Origin of the sequence: Actinomadura nitritigenes, from assembly GCF_017573545.1 — a bacterium.
GTDB classification, from domain to species: domain Bacteria; phylum Actinomycetota; class Actinomycetes; order Streptosporangiales; family Streptosporangiaceae; genus Spirillospora; species Spirillospora nitritigenes.
Map to the genome: position 1 here is coordinate 175,643 of NZ_JAGEOK010000009.1, position 16,404 is coordinate 192,046.

A 16,404-nucleotide genomic window follows, 5' to 3' on the forward strand; every position below is an offset into this window, starting at 1 on the left:
AACGACTTTTTCCGGGGCATCGGGCTACACGTCCGGGCTGACGAGGCCCGTCCGGTAGGCGATGACGACGAGCTGCGCGCGGTCGCGCGCGCCGAGCTTCGTCATCGCGCGGCTGACATGGGTACGGGCGGTGGCCGGGCTCATGAACAGCTCGGCGGCGATCTCGGTGTTGCTCAGGCCCCGTCCCACCAGGGCCACCACCTCCCGCTCGCGTGCGGTGAGCACCGAGAGCCGGCCGTCCGCGGCCGCGGCCGCGGTCCGCCGCGCGGTGAACTGGCCGATCAGGCGCCTGGTGATGCGGGGTGCGAGCAGGGCCTCGCCCGCGGCGATGACCCGGACGGCGTGCAGGAGCTCGGCCGGTCCGGCGTCCTTGAGCATGAAGCCGCTGGCCCCGGCCTGCAGCGCGTCGAAGACGTGGTCGTCGGTGTCGTAGGTGGTGAGGATGAGGATCCGGACGTTCTCCAGCCCCCGCGTGGCGGTGATCCGGGTGGTGGCCTGGATGCCGTCCAGCCCGGGCATGCGGATGTCCATCAGGACGACGTCGGGGCGGGTGGCGCGGGCCCGCTCGACGGCGTCGTCGCCGCTGGTCGCCTCGCCGACCACGGTGATGTCGTCCTCGAGGTCGAGCAGCACCTTGAACCCCGACCGGACGAGTCCCTCGTCGTCGGCGATCAGCACCTTGATCGGCGCCGTGTCCGGCGGCGACGCGGACGCGGCGTTCACGCGCGGGACCCGGACGGTGCGAACGGCAGCCGGGCCGTGACCTCGAACCCCCCGGCGGGGGTGGGCCTGGCGTCGAGGTCTCCGCCGAGCAGCCGGCAGCGTTCGCGCATGCCCGCGATGCCCCGGCCCGGGCCGGACGGGGATCCGCGGCCGTCGCGGGACGGCCCGTCCGCCCCGGGGCCTCCGGACGCGGCGCGGCGGCCCTCGTCGGTCACGCGGATCTCCAGGAGGTCGATGCCCGAGCTCAGCGCGACCGTCACCCGGGTCGGGCCGGCGTGCCGGATCACGTTGGTGATCGCCTCCTGCAGGATCCGGTAGGCGGCGCCGCCCACCGCGCTCGGCAGCGGGGCCGCGGGCGGAGCGGCGTCGAGCGTGACCTCCAGCCCGGCCTCGCGCGCCTTGGCGGTGAGCTCGCCGATCTGGTCCAGGCCGGCGGGCGGGACGCGCCCGTCGCCGTCGTCGCGCAGGACGCCGAGGATGGCGCGCATCTCCCGCAGCGCGCGGGAACTGGTCTGCTCGATGGCCTGCAGCGCCTGGCGCGCCTGCTCGGGCCGCTTGTCCAGGACGTGCGCGGTGACCCCGGACTGCACGTTGATGATCGCGATGGCGTGCGCGACGGTGTCGTGGACCTCGCGCGCGATCCGGAGCCGTTCGGCGTCGACCCGCGCGCGTGCCTCCTCCTCGCGGGTCCGTTCGGCCAGTTCCGCGCGTGCCTGGGCCTCGGCGGCGATGACGCGCCGGGACCGGACGGACTCGCCCAGGGCCGCGCTCATCACCGAGGCGCCGATGCGGAAGAACACCCAGCCGATGGCGGCGTGCGGCTTGATGTCGGCGGCCGCGGGGAGCCAGCCGGCGGCCAGGACCGCGGTGCCCGCTCCGGCGATCATCAGGGAGCGGCGCCCGTCGCCGTAGGCGGTCAGCGAGTACAGGGAGACGAACAGCGCGAGCCATCCGGGGCCGTCCGGGAGGTCCAGGCCGTAGTAGACCAGGCTGGTCAGTGCGGTGACGGCGAACACGGCGGCCGGCCACCGGCGGCGCCCGGCGACGGCCAGGCCGCTGACCACCAGCAGCGCGAGGCCGAGGCCGGTGAGCTCGGTGAGCGGACGCGCCGCGCCGTCGGCGGCGACGCGGGCGAGCGTGCCCTGCACCTGCATCACGGTGACGAAGAGCGCGAGCAGCACGTCCTGCGCCACCACACGCAGCGGGAACGACCCGGCGCGCTGGTTCATGCCGCGATCCTATAGTTCGCGTGCGCGGACAAACCTCCGTCCAGAGGCCCATCTCGCTACGTCGACGGACGTAGCGGACCACTCCCGCCTTACAGCCGATCGAGCAACGGCCGCCGCCACCGGCGGAAGCCGCGGCGGACGCCTCGATCCGGGCCCGGGCCGCATCGCGCCTCCCCTCGAACGTTGACACGGCGCCATCTCATACATCTAAAGTACTAGGGGACTAGATGTTTGGAGGAAGTGTGATCGACTTCTACCTGGACTCCGGTTCGGGTCTACCGCCCTACCAGCAGCTCGTCCGGCAGGTGCGGCACGCACTCCGGCTCGGCCTGCTGAAGGAGGGCGACCGCCTTCCCACGGTCAAGGAGGTGGTGGCGCAGCTGGCGATCAACCCCAACACGGTGCTGAAGGCCTACCGGGAACTGGAGCACGAGGAACTGGTGGCCGCCCGTCCCGGCGTGGGCACGTTCGTGACGGCGACGCTCGCGAACACAACGCTGGCGGCGCACGGTCCGCTGCGCACGGAGCTGCGGCGCTGGCTGGCCAAGGCCCGCCGCGCCGGCCTGGACGACGAGAGCATCGAGGCCCTGTTCGCCACCACCTTCCGGGCCACCGGACATGAGGAGATCGCGTGACCACCGCGCTGCGCGCCCGCGCGCTCGGCAGGAGCTACGGCCGCCGCTGGGCGCTGAGGGACTGCACTCTGGACATCCCCGCCGGGCACGTCGTCGGGCTCGTCGGTCCCAACGGCGCAGGCAAGAGCACGTTGCTGAACCTGGCCGCCGGAACGCTCGCCCCGACCGCGGGCACGATCGAGGTGTGCGGCGGCCGGCCCGGTGACGGTCCCGGACAGCTCGCCAAGGTCGGCTTCGTCGCCCAGGACACCCCCGTCTACGCGGGGCTGAGCGTCGAGGAACACCTGCGGCTGGGGGCCCGCCTCAACCCGGCATGGGACGGCGCTCTGGCCCGGGAACGGATCGCGCGGCTCGGCCTGGACGGCGCCCAACGGGCCGGGCGGATGTCGGGCGGCCAGCGCGCCCAGCTCGCACTCACCCTCGGCATCGCCAAACGACCCGAACTGCTGATCCTGGACGAACCGGTCGCCGCGCTCGACCCGCTCGCCCGCCGCGACTTCCTGCAGAGCCTCATGGAAGCGGTCGCCGAACACGACCTCGGCGTCGTGCTGTCCTCCCACCTGGTGTCCGACCTGGAGCGGTCCTGCGACTACCTGATCGTGCTGGTCGACTCCCGGGTCCAGGTGGCGGGCGAGGTGGACGAACTCCTGGCCGCCCACCATCGGCTCACCGGGCCCCGCCGCGACCCCGCCCGGCTGCCGGCCGGCCAGCACGTCGTCTCCGCCCGCCACACCGACCGCCAGACGACCCTCATCGTCCGCACCGAAGACCCGATCCACGACCCCGCCTGGAGCGTCAGCGGGCTCGACCTGGAAGACCTCGTCCTGGCCTACATGGATCCCCAAGGGGAGACGGGCCCCCGGCCGACTCTGGAGGTTCGGCGATGATCTGGCTCACCCTGCGCCAGTTCCGTACCCAGGCCGCGACGGGCTTCGCCGCCATCGCCGTCCTGGCGGCCGTCCTGGCCGCCACCGGGCCCGGCCTTTCCGGCGACTACGCCTCCGGAAAGGCCGCCTGCTCGGCCACCGGCGACTGCTCGACGTTCACCGGCCGGTTCTTCGACGACCACCAGGCGGTCTTCCTCGCGCTCATCGCCCTCGTGCTGATCCTCCCCGCCCTGATCGGACTGTTCTGGGGAGCACCGCTGATCGGCCGCGAACTGGAGAACGGCACGCACCGGCTGGTGTGGAACCAGACCATCACCCGCACACGCTGGCTCGCCGTCAAACTCGCGCTCATCGGCCTGGCCACGACGGCGGCGGCCGGCCTCGGCAGCCTGGCGGTCACCTGGTGGTCGGGGCCCATCGACGAGAGCGCGGCCGACGAACTGCCGCGGCTGTCGCCGCTGGTGTTCGGTGCCCGCGGCGTCGTTCCCGTCGGCTATGCCGCCTTCGCCTTCGTCCTCGGCGTGGTCGTCGGCATGCTCGTGCGGCGCAGCGTTCCCGCGATGGCCGCCACGCTCGCGATCTTCGCCGCCGTGCAGATCGCCGTGCCGCTCCTGATCCGGCCGCATCTGCTGCCGCCCACCCGCGTCACCACCCCCATCACCGGCGCGAACCTGAAATCCCTCATGGCCGACGGCGCGGGCGGTCCGATCCAGCTCCGGCTCAAGGCCCCCGAGGCGGGTGCGTGGATCCTGTCCCAGCACACCATCGACGCCTCCGGCCGCATCACCGACGACATCAAGGTGTCACTGGCCTCCGGCCCCTGCGCACCGGCCCAGGGCGCACCGACGAAACAGGCGTGCATGGCCGAGATCAACCGGCTCGGCTACCGGCAGCGGATGTCCTACCAGCCACCGGGCCGCTTCTGGCCCCTCCAGTGGAGCGAGGCAGGACTCTACGTCCTCCTCACCCTCGGCCTCACCGGCCTCTGCCTGCACCGGATCCGCCGCCTCTCCTGACCTGAGCCGGATGGTCGCCCGTACGAGGCCGGCCGTGCGCGGCCGTCCGGCCGTGCACGGCCGTGAGCACCCTCACACCGCCCGCCCTCACCAATTGACCCTGGTGAGCGGGTTGAGGTCGCGGCAATCTCGACAATCCGTACTTCCGCATTGAGGTGTTGTGACAGCCTAGACACGGGCTGTGCCCATGCGAGAGTACGCATTCATCAATGTCGTGATCTGCCGTCGACGCACCGAGGATGCCGATGCCCGATTTCCCTCAATCCACCGCCGGTGCCGAGCGCCGTGACGTCCGGCGATCCGGCAGGTCAGCGGTCCATGGTATGCACCGGCAGAGCAGAATGCGCGCCCTTCACCTGTCCATTTCCATGCTCCCCGCGGTGGTGATGGGGTTTCTCGGGCTCGCCGCTGTGGCGGTCCTCTACGACGGCGCCGTCATGAGCCAGGGGAAGCGGCTGGAGCTGGTCGCGGCGGCCGTGGGGGCCGTGATCACCCTCGCGGCCGCCTTCGTGGTGGCGGACGCGGTGACCCGCCAGATGCAGCGGCAGCGCGCCGAGTCGGCCCTCCGCGATCAGGAGTACATGCAGCGGCGGCTCGGCGAGCTCGGCTTCCTCGTCGCCCAGGGGCGGCAGGACCTGCAGCGGCTGGCCGAGCGGCTCCGCGCCGGTGGGACGGCTTCCCTGAGCGGCGAGGACTTCCCGCCGCCCGCCGGCGCCGACCCCTACCTGCAGCTCGTGCACGAGGTGCGGAAGGCGCAGAGCGCGGCCTGGAACGCCGTCGTCGGCGCCGCGAGCCACGAAGCCGCGAACGGAAGCCATCAGCGGGTCGCGGTCTTCGTCAACCTGGCACGGCGGCTGCAGTCGCTGTCGCATCGGGCCATCCAGGGCCTCGACGAGCTGGAGAACCAGGTGGAGGATCCCGACCTCCTCAAGGGGCTGTTCAGAGTCGACCACCTCAGCACCCGCATGCGCCGCCAGGCCGAGAGCCTCGCGGTGATCGGCGGTGCCGCGTCGCGGCGCCGGTGGACCAAGCCGGTCACGGTGTACGAGGTGCTGCGCTCGGCCATCGCCGAGGTGGAGCACTACAACCGGGTCAAGGTGGTGCCGCCGGTCGAGGGAAGCCTGAACGGCGGCGCGGTCGCGGACGTCATCCATCTGCTGGCGGAGCTCGTCGAGAACGCCACCAAGTTCTCCCCGCCGCAGACGCAGGTGCTCATCCGCTTCGAGAGGGTCGCCGCCGGCATGGCCATCGAGGTGGAGGACCGCGGCCTGGGCATCCCGCAGGAAGACCAGCGGCGGCTGAACGAGCTGCTCGCCGACCCCGAGCGGGCCGACACCGAGGAACTTCTGAAGGACGGGCGGATCGGGCTCCTGGTGGTCGCCGCGCTCGCTCACCGTCACAAGGTCCGCGTCCAGCTCCGGGGCAATGTCTACGGTGGTACGCAGGCCATCGTCGTGGTTCCGAACGAACTGGACGGCGGGGAGGCGGAGGAGTCCGAGGCAGGGCGCCAGGCGGAACCGGTGGCCGCCGCCGCCGCACCAGCGGCCGCGAGCCTCTCGAACCCGCTACCGGCGCGTGCTTCCGGCTCCGGCCAGGGCGTCCAGTCCCAGTCGGGCCCGCCGCTGGATGGGCGCGATGCTCTCGGCGCCCCCATGCCGCCCCAGCCGCCCTCCGCGGCCGAGGGTTCCCGGCACCGGCCCCCGTCCCAGCCTGCGTCCGCCCCGCCGGCGGCCGCGCAGGACCCCCGAACCACGCAGGACCCGCGAACCACGCAGGACCTGCGAACCACGCAGGACCCCCGAACCACGCAGGACCCCCTGACCGCGCAGGACCCCCTGACCACGCAGGACCCCCTGACCACGCACGACCCCCTGACCGCAGCGGCCTTTCCGGGCGGTGCCGGTGAGCGGCCGCCATTGCCGCAGCGCCAGGCCCAGGCCAGCCTGGCACCCGAACTGCTCAATGCGCCCGCACCCCAGCAGGATGATCAAGAAGTCGAATACAATACCGGTTTCATGGCGGCATTCAAGAAGGGCATGCGCAGTGCCGAGGAGAACGACGGTCCTGCCGAAGATCCCGACCGTGCGAACTGACGAGAATCACCCATGACAAGGAGTATCCGTTGAGTGGCGTCTCCCCGAACCAGGTTCAAGATCTCGCTTGGCTGTTGCGAGGGCTGGGCGAGGAGGTTCCGGTGATTCGCGGCAGCGTGCTGCTGTCGTCCGACGGCATGATGAAGGCCGCCGACGGCTTCGACCGCGCCAGCGCCGAACAGCTTGCCGCGCTCGCGTCCGGGCTTTTCTCCATAGCGCGCAGCGCCGGAACGAAGTTCGACGACAGCAATGAGGTGCGGCAGGTCGTCGCGGAACTCAAATCCAGCCAGTTGTACATTTCCTGGGCAGGTTACAATTCAGTGCTCGCGGTACTGGCGGAGGAGACGGCCGACCCGGCCGTCGTCGGTTTCGAGATGGCCCGGCTGATCAAGGCCGTCCGGCCGTTCCTGCACACCGCGGCACGGCCGGCGGCCGTGCCGAGCGACCGGAACCGCGCGTTTTGACAGCCGGAGAGGACGAGGTCTGGGTCGACGACGACGCAGGGCTGCTGGTGCGGCCGTACGCGGTGACCTCCGGCCGCACCCATCCGACCGTCGACCTGGAGCTGCTGTCCTTGGTGGTGGCGGTCGGCAGGCATCCGGGCGCGATGGACCCGGAGCACGCCAAAGCGCTCGAGCTGTGCCGCACGCCGACCTCGGTCGCCGAGGTCGCCGCGCATCTGCGGCTTCCCGTGGTGGTCACCAAGGTCCTCATCTCCGATCTGGTGGACAGCCGCGCGATGATCGCGCACGCGCCGCGAACCGCGGCCGATCCCACCGACCGAGCCCTTTTGGAGAAGCTGCTCGATGGCCTACAACGAATCTGAGGTGCTCCCCACCCAGGTCAAGATCCTCATAGCCGGCGGTTTCGGCGTGGGGAAGACGACGTTCGTCGGTGCGGTGAGCGAGATCGAGCCGCTGAGCACCGAGGAACTCATCACCTCGGCCAGCGTCGGCATCGACGACCTCGACGGGGTGGAGCACAAGACCACCACCACCGTGGCGCTCGACTTCGGCCGCATCACCATCGGGCGGCACGGGATCGTCCTCTACCTGTTCGGGACGCCCGGGCAGCGGCGGTTCTGGTTCATGTGGGACGAACTGTGCGCCGGCGCGCTGGGCGCCGTGGTGCTCGCCGACACCCGCCGCCTGGAGGACTGCTTCGAGGCCGTCGACTTCTTCGAGAGCCGGGGAGTCCGGTTCCTCGTCGCGATCAACGAGTTCGACAACGCGTTCCGCTACGGATCCGACGAAGTACGTGCCGCTCTCAAACTCGACCCCCGCGTGCCGATCGTGCCGTGCGACGCGCGGGACCGCGACTCCGCCGTCTCGGCGCTGCGGGCCCTGATCCAGCATCTTCTCACGGCCGCCCCTTCCGTCTTCATTTAACAGAACCGCAGTACAAGAAGAACGCCCGAGTCCGCACCGCAATCGCCTTGTCTTTTCGGATCCGGATCCAGTGAATCCTCGCCTTATCTTCGCACTCGGCCATATGGAGGTCCCGTGACGTACCCGCCCAATGACCAGGCACACGAACTTTCGGCCCGACCCTTGATGCCGCCCGATCACGAAGCGTCCCGGCGAGCGGCGCGCCTGCGAGAACTCGGCTTGGGGCAGTCACGGGAGCGCGAATTCGATGAGTTCGCCCGCAGGGTCGCGCTGGACGCACAGGAGCTCGTAGGACTTCCCGTCACACCGGTGGCCTTCGTGAACCTCGTCGGCGACGATCAGTTCATCTGCGGCGTTCACACGTCACCGGCCGACGCCGAGATCGTGGGCGGCGTCCTCGATGCGAGAGTGCCCCTCGACGCGGGCTACTGCCCGCATGTCGTCGTCCGGCGCAAGGCCCTGATCCTGGACGACGTCCTCGACTACCCGCGTTTCGCCGGCAACCCGATCGTCGACAAGCTCATGGTCCGCAGCTACGCCGGAGCTCCGCTGACCGACCGCACGGGCACGGTTCTCGGCACGATCTGCGTCGTGGACAGCGAACCGCGCCCGTGGGGCAAGGCCGGACTGGATCTCATGAAGCGCCGGGCGGCCGACCTCGTCGACCTGATCCACCGCCGCGAGGGCCTGTCGCGTTAGCCGACGGGTCCAGTGGGAGGCCCGGGGAAACGGACCGTGGCCCATTCCGGCACCGCGCTCCGGGCCTCCTCGGCGACGGGCCCGGTCAAGGGCTCAGGCCCACCAAGGAAGGCTCCTGGACGCGCCGGGGGCGGCACCGGCGGGTGAGCGGCGGCGACCGCAGGGGCCGGATCCCGCGACCCGGGCTCGTCCGCGCCCCCGGGTCGCGAGCCCCGATGCCCGCCTGCCGTGCCGTAGGTGTCGAGTATCCCGGTGGCCAGCAGGCGGAATTCCGCGGCGACACCGGCGATGTCGCTCCTGAGGAACTCGATGGCGGGCTCGACCCTCCCCGGATCGGCGCCGGTCTCGGCGGCCCACTTCAGGACCTGGGTGGTCGCGAACAGGTAGCCGATGGCGCGGCCGGCGAGGACCTGCTGCGCCTGGCCCAGGCGCTGGTCGAGGAAGCTCAGGTCCATCTTGAGCGTCGCGACCGCGGGCGCTGTCAGCGGCCACTCGGCCAGGAGTTCACTCAGGGACCGGCCGGACCGCCGGGTCAGGCAGTACGCGGTGAGCTGCTGGCTGAGCATGTCGTTGTTGCCGTCGAAGATGTTGAAGACCCGCGTGTCCAGGAAAGCCTGACCGGCGATGTTGGTGGGCGATCCGCAGCGATATCCCTCGGCGCCGGTCAGCTGCTGGTAATGCTGGGCCGAGCTGATCATCCGCTCGGTGGCGACGGTCTTGAGAGCCTGCACCGCCGGAAACGCCGGAGTCATGTCGGCCTTGACGTCCAGCATCGTCTGCAGGTAATGGCTGAGCGCCTCGCAGATGGTGGCGGAGGTGTCGATGGCCGCGAGCCTGTAGTTGACGAACCCGATCTTGGACTGCGGCTTCCGCCCGATCTGGCGACCGTCCACGTACGTGTGCGCCTCGCGGCTGATACGGCGCAGGAACCCCGCCCCCGCCGCCGCCAGCAGCGCCCGCGACGCCAGGAAGACGTCCACCGAGTCGAGGCCCGCCTCCTCGGCGTCGATCCGCCGGTGCCGGGGAACGATCACATCGATGTCGTTGACGCCGTAGTCCAGCAGCTTCAGCCCGAGCGCCTCGTACAGCTCGACGGTGCGGAAGCCCTCGCTGCGCTCGACGACGAAGTAGCCGTACTCGCGACGCTGTGCGTTCTTGGCAAGGACCAGCCACCAGTGTGCGGAGGAGCTGAGAGCCTGCCAGTGCTTGCGGCCACGGATCCGGTAGCCCCCCTCGACCTCCTCGAAGGTGGTCGTCATGGCCGACAGGGCGGAGCCGGCGCCCGGCTCGGTCGCCGCGAGCCCGGCCATCACCGGGGCGTCGCCGGCGAACAGCGGCAGCATCTCCCGCTTGACCCCTTCACCGGCCCACTTCACGACCGGGAGGAGCGCCAGCGCCGTGTTGACGATCACATAGACGCCCAGCGCCAGGTTCCACTCGGAGGCCGTCTCGACGATCCGGCACATCTCGACGCTGCTGTCGCGGCCTCCGTACTGCCTGGGCAGAGTCGGAAGCCGGACCCCGGCCCTCACCAGGAGCGCCCAACACTCAGGGGGAAGTTTCTGCTGCGGGAAGGTCGCGGAGTCGAACTTGGATGCGACCGCGTCGAAGCCGGCGATGAAATCGTCTGTCGACAGGGACAGCAAATGATTCGTCGGTGATAGATCATCCGTCATGGTGTCCGCTCTCACGGGTCGGCCTGCCAGGGGCAAGGGGGGAAGCTGCCAGGTTCCGGCGATCAAGGGCACGCTGATGTTCGTTTCATCCGCAACAGCAGGCTATGGACCACCTTCCGAATCATCCGGGTCTTGGGCATATGTCATGGTTATTCGGCCGATCAACGAGTGCAAGGAACATAATTCTTACCGCAGTGGACGTGTCAATCACTCGCCCCCCGCGTGACCTGCACGAACTCGCGGATCGGCAGGGCCTGTCCTCCTCCGGCTGCGACCATGACCACAACGCGATCGAAAGGTGCGCGTCCGGCCCGGATGTGGAGGGACGCCCGCGCAGGAATGCCAAGGCATCTCACCATCGACGGATCACGCACGCGAACCGACCGCGATGCTGATCAAGGTTACACGGGTTCGCCCGGCTCGCCGGATGGCACCCTGATTCCCTTCGAGAATGAGCGAATTCCGACCTGAGTTCGCTGGTCACAGGCCGTTTGCGTCCCGTGCGGCGTGAGCGTCTGCGTACCATGCCAAGGTCCGCGGCCCTTCTCTTCCGCGGACTCGGGAGCGCCATTGGTCCATGAGCCGGGCGCCTTTTACGCCGCCTACGCATGCCGCGAGATGCTCCAGGTCGGTGGCCAGGAAGTCGACCACCCCTTTTCCGTACCTCGTCGGCCTGGTCATCGCGTTCGATCGCGCGGCGTCCGGGGACCTGCACCGGCCGGCCGTTGCGGCGCAGCAGCGGCGCCCCCCGGCCGGGTGTGGCCGATTCCGAACAGACGGCGGATCACCTCAGCGACCCGCTCAAGCGTCCACCGCCGATCCTCGGCCCAGCCGTGGGCGGCCGGACCACGCGCCGATACCGGAACTCGTTTTACGCGCCGGCTCGCCAGCAGCCAAACGGCGAGCGTGCCGCCACCCCGGCACGCATAGCCGCAGCTCACCTAACCGAATGCGCTGCCGTACTAGAGATCGGCGGAATCGCCCACCGGAATACGGGCGTAGTCGGTCTCCTCCTCGAGCCACTCGTCGAAGTACTCGAGGCCGATCGTGCTGAGCTGGATGTCGTGGATCGGGAACGCCCGTGCCGGCCGGACGCCGCGGACGAAGGTGATGGCATCGCCGATCTTCACCCAAGGGCCGGATGCCGGGACCAGTAGGGTGTCGACCTCGTCGGTGGGGACGAAGAAGGAGTCTCCCGGGTGGTAGAGGCCGTCCACGATGAACCCGAGGTTCGGGCAGCCGGGCAGTCCGTCGATGACCTCGGCGTGAACGCCGCCCACGGCCTTCACGGTGAAGCCGGCGGCGGTGAAGGTCTCGCCGGCGGCGACCGGGACCGCCCCCGGGCCGAGCTCGGCGGCCAGCGCCGCATGGGTGTGGACGGTCAGTGCCGGGTTGCTCGCCTGAGCGGCCTTGAGCGTTTCGACGTCGATGTGGTCGGGGTGCTCGTGGGAGACGAGCACGTCCGTGGCTTCGGACAGCGCCGCCTCCGCGTCGGAGAAGGTACCCGGGTCGATCACCAGCACCCGGTCGCCGTCCTGGACGCGCACACAAGCGTGCCCGAAATTCGTCAATTTCACCGGATCACCATATCGGCCGACCCGAAAAGCACCGCTTGCTCGGAGGGAAAGCGGTCTCCCGGTCCAGGCCGTCGCCGCGAACTCCCGTCCCGGATCCGTGGCCTGCGCGGAGCGGGCTGGGCGAGCGGATCTTCAGACGGCCAGGGACGGCCAGGGACGGCCAGGGACGCCGCGGTGCCCTAGATAGCCGGGCGGGCAATGGATCGGAAGGCATGCTGGGCGTCAGTCATCCTGCCCGTGTCGAGGGGTGTCTCAGCACGACAGCGGCCGCCAGGCGGACGGTTGCGGATGGCCGCCGGGCACGCCGCCTGCTGCATGCCCGAAGGGTATGAGCAGAACCAGATACTCCAGGAGATCGCCGTCGCCTCAGCCACGGCAGATATATGAGTCGCCCGAACGCTGGGCGGCGTCGCCGGGGGCGAGCGCCCAGGCTGTGTGTACCCCCTACCGGATTCGAACCGGCGCTACCGCCTTGAAAGGGCGGCGTCCTAGGCCGCTAGACGAAGGGGGCCCGGTGGTGGCAGAGATGGTTGCCACTCGACCCGGTCAAGTGTAGAGGACGGGGCGGGGCGGCGCGCAAACGGTTAGCCGCGTTCGCGGGTGGGGGACGGCGACGACGTGGGCGACGAGGTGGGGGACGGGCTGCGGGACGGCCAGTCGGACGGGAACCTCGACGGGAACGGGGAGGTCGGGGACGCGGGCGGGGCGGTGGCCGGGGGCTGCGGCCTGATGGCGCGGTTCGGGTCGGGTTCGAGGTGGCGCTCGATCTTGGCGGAGGTGAGGCCGAGGCCGCCGAGCTGCAGGTCGTCCCAGCCCTGGAGGCGGTGCGAGGCGCGGTTGAAGTAGAGGACGGACAGCTCGATGGGGGTCGGCTGCTCGTGTTCGAGGCCGCGCAGCCCGGCGCCGCCGGTGGAGCCCTGGACGAACAGGCGGGTGCCGGTGGGGAGCAGCTTCGTCTCGCGGGCGTGCAGGTGGCCGGAGAGGATCAGGGGGGTGAGGCCCGAGAACGCCTCGCCTTCGGCGGGGTCGTGGGTGAGGACGACGTCCGGCGTGGTGCCGGACCTGCGGAGCCGGTCGGCGAGGACCTGACCCTCGGCGCGGACCTGGTCGGCGCCGACGAAGTCGTCGCGGGTGCTCTTGTCCGGGGTGAAGCGGGGGTCGCCGACGCCGTAGAGGCGCAGGCCGCCGACCTCGCGGGTCTGGTCGTCGAGGACGATCGCGTTCTTCTGCCTGGCGACGGCCCGCTGGCTGCCCTTGGAGTCGTGGTTGCCGCGGATGTAGACGTACGGGATCTTCAGGTCGGAGATCGAGTCGGCGAACTTGTCCTCGGGCTTGCTGCCGTGGTCCATGAGGTCGCCGGTGTCGATGATGAAGGTGGCGTGGAACTGGGTGCTGACGGACTTGACGACGTTCCACGCGGTGGGGTTCAGGTGGATGTCGGAGACGTCCACGACGCGGATGGTGGACGGGTCCGGCTCGTAGGTCGGGAGCGTCGAGGTCGCGGCGTAGAGCTTGGAGGCGTTGCCGACGAGGCGGGCGAGGTTGGCGCGGTAGGTGGAGAAGCGGGTGAAGACGCTCTGGGCGTCGCCGACGACCTGCGGGGCGTTGGCGAGCAGGCCGGTGTAGCGGGGCTCGGCGATGGAGTCGGGGTTGAACGTCGTCCAGGCGAGCAGGGCGACGGCGACCACGCCAGCGGCGGACGCGCCGAGGGCGGCGACGGCGCGCCGCCAGGACCGGAACAGGATCAGCGCGGCGAGGAACGCGAAGACCAGGGCGAGCACGACCGCGCGGATCAGCAGGACGGTCACGCCGTGCCGGATCTGGTCGGCGATCTGGTCGGTGACGCGGTCGAGCTGCGAGTCGTCCTCGATGAGCTTCTGCGCCTGGTCGGGCCGGACGTCGGTGAGGTGGGCCTCGACGGAGACGGGGCCGGCGTGGGTGTCGAGGTGGACGGCGCCGAGCGGCGGCAGTTCGAGGGTGGTGCCGCCGTGCAGGGAGGGGTGCAGGACGAGCTGGACGTTCGCGGGGCCGACGGGCGTGACGGTGCGGCCGCCGACGAGGAGCCCGACGTAGCCGCCGGCCAGGCCGATGGCGATGGTGAGGGCGACGCGGGCCCAGCGGCTGCGGGCGGCGCGGGGCAGGCGGGCGGCGAGGGCGGCGATCCGGGCGGCGAGGTCGGTGATCCGGGCGGCGAGGGCGGTCCGGAACGGCAACGATCCTCCTTCTGTCGAGCAGAATGGCACTGTGATCGAGATGTCGCGGGAGGCGTTCGAGGACCTGGTCGGCGAGGCCCTCGACACCATCCCGGCCGAGCTGGCGGCCCAGATGCGCAACGTCGTCGTCGTGGTCGAGGATGACGCACCCGAGCGCGGCCTGCTGGGCCTTTACCAAGGCGTACCCCTCACGGAGCGCGGCGACTGGTACGGGGCCGTCCTGCCCGATCACATCTCCATCTACCGCCGGGAGATCCTGCGGATCTGCGACTCCGAGGAGGACGTCGTGGAAGAGGTGCGGATCACGGTGATTCACGAGATCGCGCATCATTTCGGGATCGATGACCGTCGGCTCCACGACCTGGGGTACTGACGTTCGGCGGCGACAGGTTTCAATATTTGGGCACGGTAGGTCACATAACTGCCACGCAGCGTGAGTTAATAGGAGGGTCGTCCACCCCTGGACGAGCCAACTGGAGCGTGCGTGGCGGGAAGGCAGACGGGCCGGCATCGGCGCCCGGCGGAGGAGCAGGCCACCTACCGCGAGGTGTTCGCGGTAGGTGAGTTCCGTGCCCTCTGGCTGGCGCAGGCGCTGTCGTTCGTCGGGGACCAGCTGGCGCAGGTCGCGCTGGCCGTGCTGGTGTACCACCGCACGGACTCGGCGCTGCTGACGGCCGTCACCTACGCGCTGACGTACCTGCCGCCGATCGTGGGCGGTCCCGTGCTGTCGGGGCTGGCCGACCTGTTCCCGCGCCGCACCGTGATGATCGTCTGCGATGTGCTGCGGGCGTGCCTGATGGCGCTGATGGCGCTGGTCGAGACGCCGTTCGCGGGGCTGTGCCTGCTGGTGTTCGCGACCGTGCTGCTGGGCGCCCCGTTCACCGCCGCGCGCGCGGCGGTGCTGCCGGACGTGCTGGAGGGCGACCGGTACGTGGCGGGGTCCGCGATCAACAACATGACCCATCAGGCCACGCAGATGCTCGGGTCCCTGGCCGGAGGCGCGATCGTGCTGGCGGTCGGGTCCCGGGAGGCGCTCGCCATCGACGCGCTGACGTTCGGCCTGTCCGCGGTGATCCTGGTGGGCGGGCTGCGGCCGCGCGCCGCGCCGAAGGAGCGGGAGCGGGAGTCGCTCGGCCTGCTGCGCGGGACGCGGGACGGGGCGCGGCTCGTGTTCGGCGACCCGGTGCTGCGGTCGCTGGTGCTGTTCGCGTGGCTGTGCGCGTTCTACATCGTCCCGGAGGGGCTGGCGGCGCCGTACGCGGCGACGTTCGGCGGCAGCGCGGTGACGGTGGGGCTGCTGATGTCGGCGATGCCGACCGGAATGGTGTTGGGGGCGTTCCTGTTCAGCCGGTTCGTCCGCCCGACGAACCGGCTGCGGCTCATGGGATGGATGTCGATGGCCGCGTGCCTGCCGCTGGTCGGCGCCGGCGTCCACCCGCCGCTGTGGGGCGTCGTGGCGCTGTGGGCGCTGTCCGGGATGGGCAGCGCGTACCAGCTAGCGGCGAACGCGGCGTTCGTCGCGGCGGTGCCGCCGTCCGGCCGCGGCCAGGCGTTCGGCCTCGCCCAGTCCGGCATCCTCGCCGGGCAGGGCCTCGGCATCCTCGCCGCCGGTGCCGTGACGCAGGTCCTCGGCCCGCAGACGGTGGTGGCGCTCGCGGGCGTCCTCGGGCTGTCGGTCGCCGCGATGCTGTCGCTGTCCTGGAACCAGATCCGCGGCGGCGTGATCTCCGGCATGTCCGAGCCGGCCGACTCCGTGGAGGTGGCCGCGTCCCACGACGAGGACCTCCCCGGCATCCGCCGCTCCGCACCCGCCCCCTGACGCTCAGGCGGCCCCTGAGGCCCGGTCGCCCCTGGTGCTCAGGCGTGCGTGCGGTTCTTGTTGACGGCGTCCTTGGTGCGCTGGACGGCGTCCTGGACGTTCGGGTTGTCCTGCGCCTTCTTGAACAGGTCCTCGGCGATGGACGTCGTGGCGCCCTCGTCGGGGATCAGCAGCCAGGCGATCACGTAGAGGGCCACGCCCGCGCCGCCGAAGACGGTGAAGACGGCGAGGACGAGCCGGACGATGTTGGCGTCGACGCCGAGGAACTCGGCGGCGCCCGAGCAGACGCCCGCGAGCATGCGCCCGTCGCGGGTGCGGCGGAGCCGCCGTTCGGTGGTGCCCTTGTTCATGTCCATGCTTCGATGATGCCCATCCTGGCGGCGACGCGACATCCGGAACCGCCCTGATTCGTCCCTGAGTCCACCCCTGGCGTCCCGGATGCCGTCGCG

At 70.7% G+C, this 16,404-nt stretch carries 16 protein-coding genes and 1 tRNA gene; 10 read left to right on the forward strand and 7 right to left on the reverse strand.

Annotation, left to right across the window (positions count from 1 at the left end; translation table 11 throughout):
* Positions 1–24: 24 nt before the first annotated feature.
* Both J4557_RS15770 and J4557_RS15775 read right to left on the reverse strand, forming a co-directional pair.
* Positions 25–723, reverse strand: a complete 699-nt coding sequence (locus tag J4557_RS15770; RefSeq protein WP_208267278.1) for a response regulator transcription factor — start codon at positions 721–723, stop codon at positions 25–27.
* The gene (locus J4557_RS15775) at positions 720–1,952 is read right to left on the reverse strand and encodes a sensor histidine kinase (protein ID WP_208267279.1); all 1,233 of its coding nucleotides are present in this window, start codon (positions 1,950–1,952) and stop codon (positions 720–722) included. Before J4557_RS15775 ends, J4557_RS15770 begins: the two co-directional genes overlap by 4 nt.
* A 242-nt stretch (positions 1,953–2,194) precedes the next feature.
* Here J4557_RS15775 and J4557_RS15780 point away from each other — a divergent pair, with 242 nt between their 5' ends.
* The 8 genes from J4557_RS15780 (at position 2,195) to J4557_RS15815 (ending at position 8,670) form a co-directional block, all read left to right on the forward strand.
* Entirely contained in the window at positions 2,195–2,587 is a 393-nt protein-coding gene (locus J4557_RS15780) for a GntR family transcriptional regulator (RefSeq protein ID WP_208267280.1), read from the forward strand.
* A complete protein-coding gene (locus tag J4557_RS15785) occupies positions 2,584–3,474 on the forward strand; it encodes an ABC transporter ATP-binding protein (protein ID WP_208267281.1) in 891 nt (296 codons plus the stop codon). Before J4557_RS15780 ends, J4557_RS15785 begins: the two co-directional genes overlap by 4 nt.
* Positions 3,471–4,490 carry an ABC-2 membrane transporter-related protein gene (locus J4557_RS15790; RefSeq protein WP_208267282.1) on the forward strand — a complete coding sequence of 340 codons (1,020 nt, stop codon included), beginning with the start codon at positions 3,471–3,473 and terminating at the stop codon, positions 4,488–4,490. Before J4557_RS15785 ends, J4557_RS15790 begins: the two co-directional genes overlap by 4 nt.
* A 341-nt stretch (positions 4,491–4,831) precedes the next feature.
* Positions 4,832–6,583: a sensor histidine kinase gene (locus J4557_RS15795; protein WP_243775819.1), complete on the forward strand. Its 1,752-nt coding sequence runs from the start codon at positions 4,832–4,834 to the stop codon at positions 6,581–6,583.
* Between the two features lie 29 nt (positions 6,584–6,612).
* Entirely contained in the window at positions 6,613–7,047 is a 435-nt protein-coding gene (locus tag J4557_RS15800) for a roadblock/LC7 domain-containing protein (protein WP_208267284.1), read from the forward strand.
* The gene (locus J4557_RS15805) at positions 7,044–7,409 is read left to right on the forward strand and encodes a DUF742 domain-containing protein (RefSeq protein WP_208267285.1); all 366 of its coding nucleotides are present in this window, start codon (positions 7,044–7,046) and stop codon (positions 7,407–7,409) included. The genes J4557_RS15800 and J4557_RS15805 overlap by 4 nt, the downstream gene beginning before the upstream one ends.
* Complete coding sequence (locus J4557_RS15810) at positions 7,390–7,971, forward strand: GTP-binding protein (RefSeq protein ID WP_208267286.1); 582 nt, start codon at positions 7,390–7,392, stop codon at positions 7,969–7,971. The genes J4557_RS15805 and J4557_RS15810 overlap by 20 nt, the downstream gene beginning before the upstream one ends.
* 114 nt (positions 7,972–8,085) lie before the next feature.
* The gene (locus tag J4557_RS15815; protein WP_307799845.1) at positions 8,086–8,670 is read left to right on the forward strand and encodes a GAF domain-containing protein; all 585 of its coding nucleotides are present in this window, start codon (positions 8,086–8,088) and stop codon (positions 8,668–8,670) included.
* Here J4557_RS15815 and J4557_RS15820 read toward each other — a convergent pair.
* From J4557_RS15820 to J4557_RS15835, 4 genes are all read right to left on the reverse strand, one after another.
* The gene (locus tag J4557_RS15820; protein ID WP_243775820.1) at positions 8,667–10,346 is read right to left on the reverse strand and encodes an acyl-CoA dehydrogenase family protein; all 1,680 of its coding nucleotides are present in this window, start codon (positions 10,344–10,346) and stop codon (positions 8,667–8,669) included. The genes J4557_RS15815 and J4557_RS15820 overlap by 4 nt on opposite strands.
* Positions 10,347–11,308: 962 nt before the next feature.
* Positions 11,309–11,923, reverse strand: coding sequence for an MBL fold metallo-hydrolase (locus tag J4557_RS15825; protein ID WP_208267288.1), 615 nt, complete (start codon positions 11,921–11,923; stop codon positions 11,309–11,311).
* A gap of 438 nt (positions 11,924–12,361) precedes the next feature.
* Positions 12,362–12,434, reverse strand: a tRNA-Glu gene (locus J4557_RS15830).
* Between the two features lie 73 nt (positions 12,435–12,507).
* The gene (locus tag J4557_RS15835; RefSeq protein ID WP_243775821.1) at positions 12,508–14,136 is read right to left on the reverse strand and encodes a metallophosphoesterase family protein; all 1,629 of its coding nucleotides are present in this window, start codon (positions 14,134–14,136) and stop codon (positions 12,508–12,510) included.
* Between the two features lie 31 nt (positions 14,137–14,167).
* Here J4557_RS15835 and J4557_RS15840 point away from each other — a divergent pair, with 31 nt between their 5' ends.
* On the forward strand, positions 14,168–14,509 hold the full coding sequence (locus J4557_RS15840) for a metallopeptidase family protein (RefSeq protein ID WP_208267290.1): 342 nt from the start codon (positions 14,168–14,170) through the stop codon (positions 14,507–14,509).
* A gap of 111 nt (positions 14,510–14,620) precedes the next feature.
* Positions 14,621–15,955: an MFS transporter gene (locus J4557_RS15845; RefSeq protein ID WP_208267291.1), complete on the forward strand. Its 1,335-nt coding sequence runs from the start codon at positions 14,621–14,623 to the stop codon at positions 15,953–15,955.
* Positions 15,956–15,993: 38 nt separating this feature from the next.
* On the opposite strand, the gene J4557_RS15850 is transcribed toward J4557_RS15845, so the two are convergent.
* Positions 15,994–16,311 carry a PspC domain-containing protein gene (locus tag J4557_RS15850; protein WP_243775822.1) on the reverse strand — a complete coding sequence of 106 codons (318 nt, stop codon included), beginning with the start codon at positions 16,309–16,311 and terminating at the stop codon, positions 15,994–15,996.
* Between the last annotated feature and the right edge of the window lie 93 nt (positions 16,312–16,404).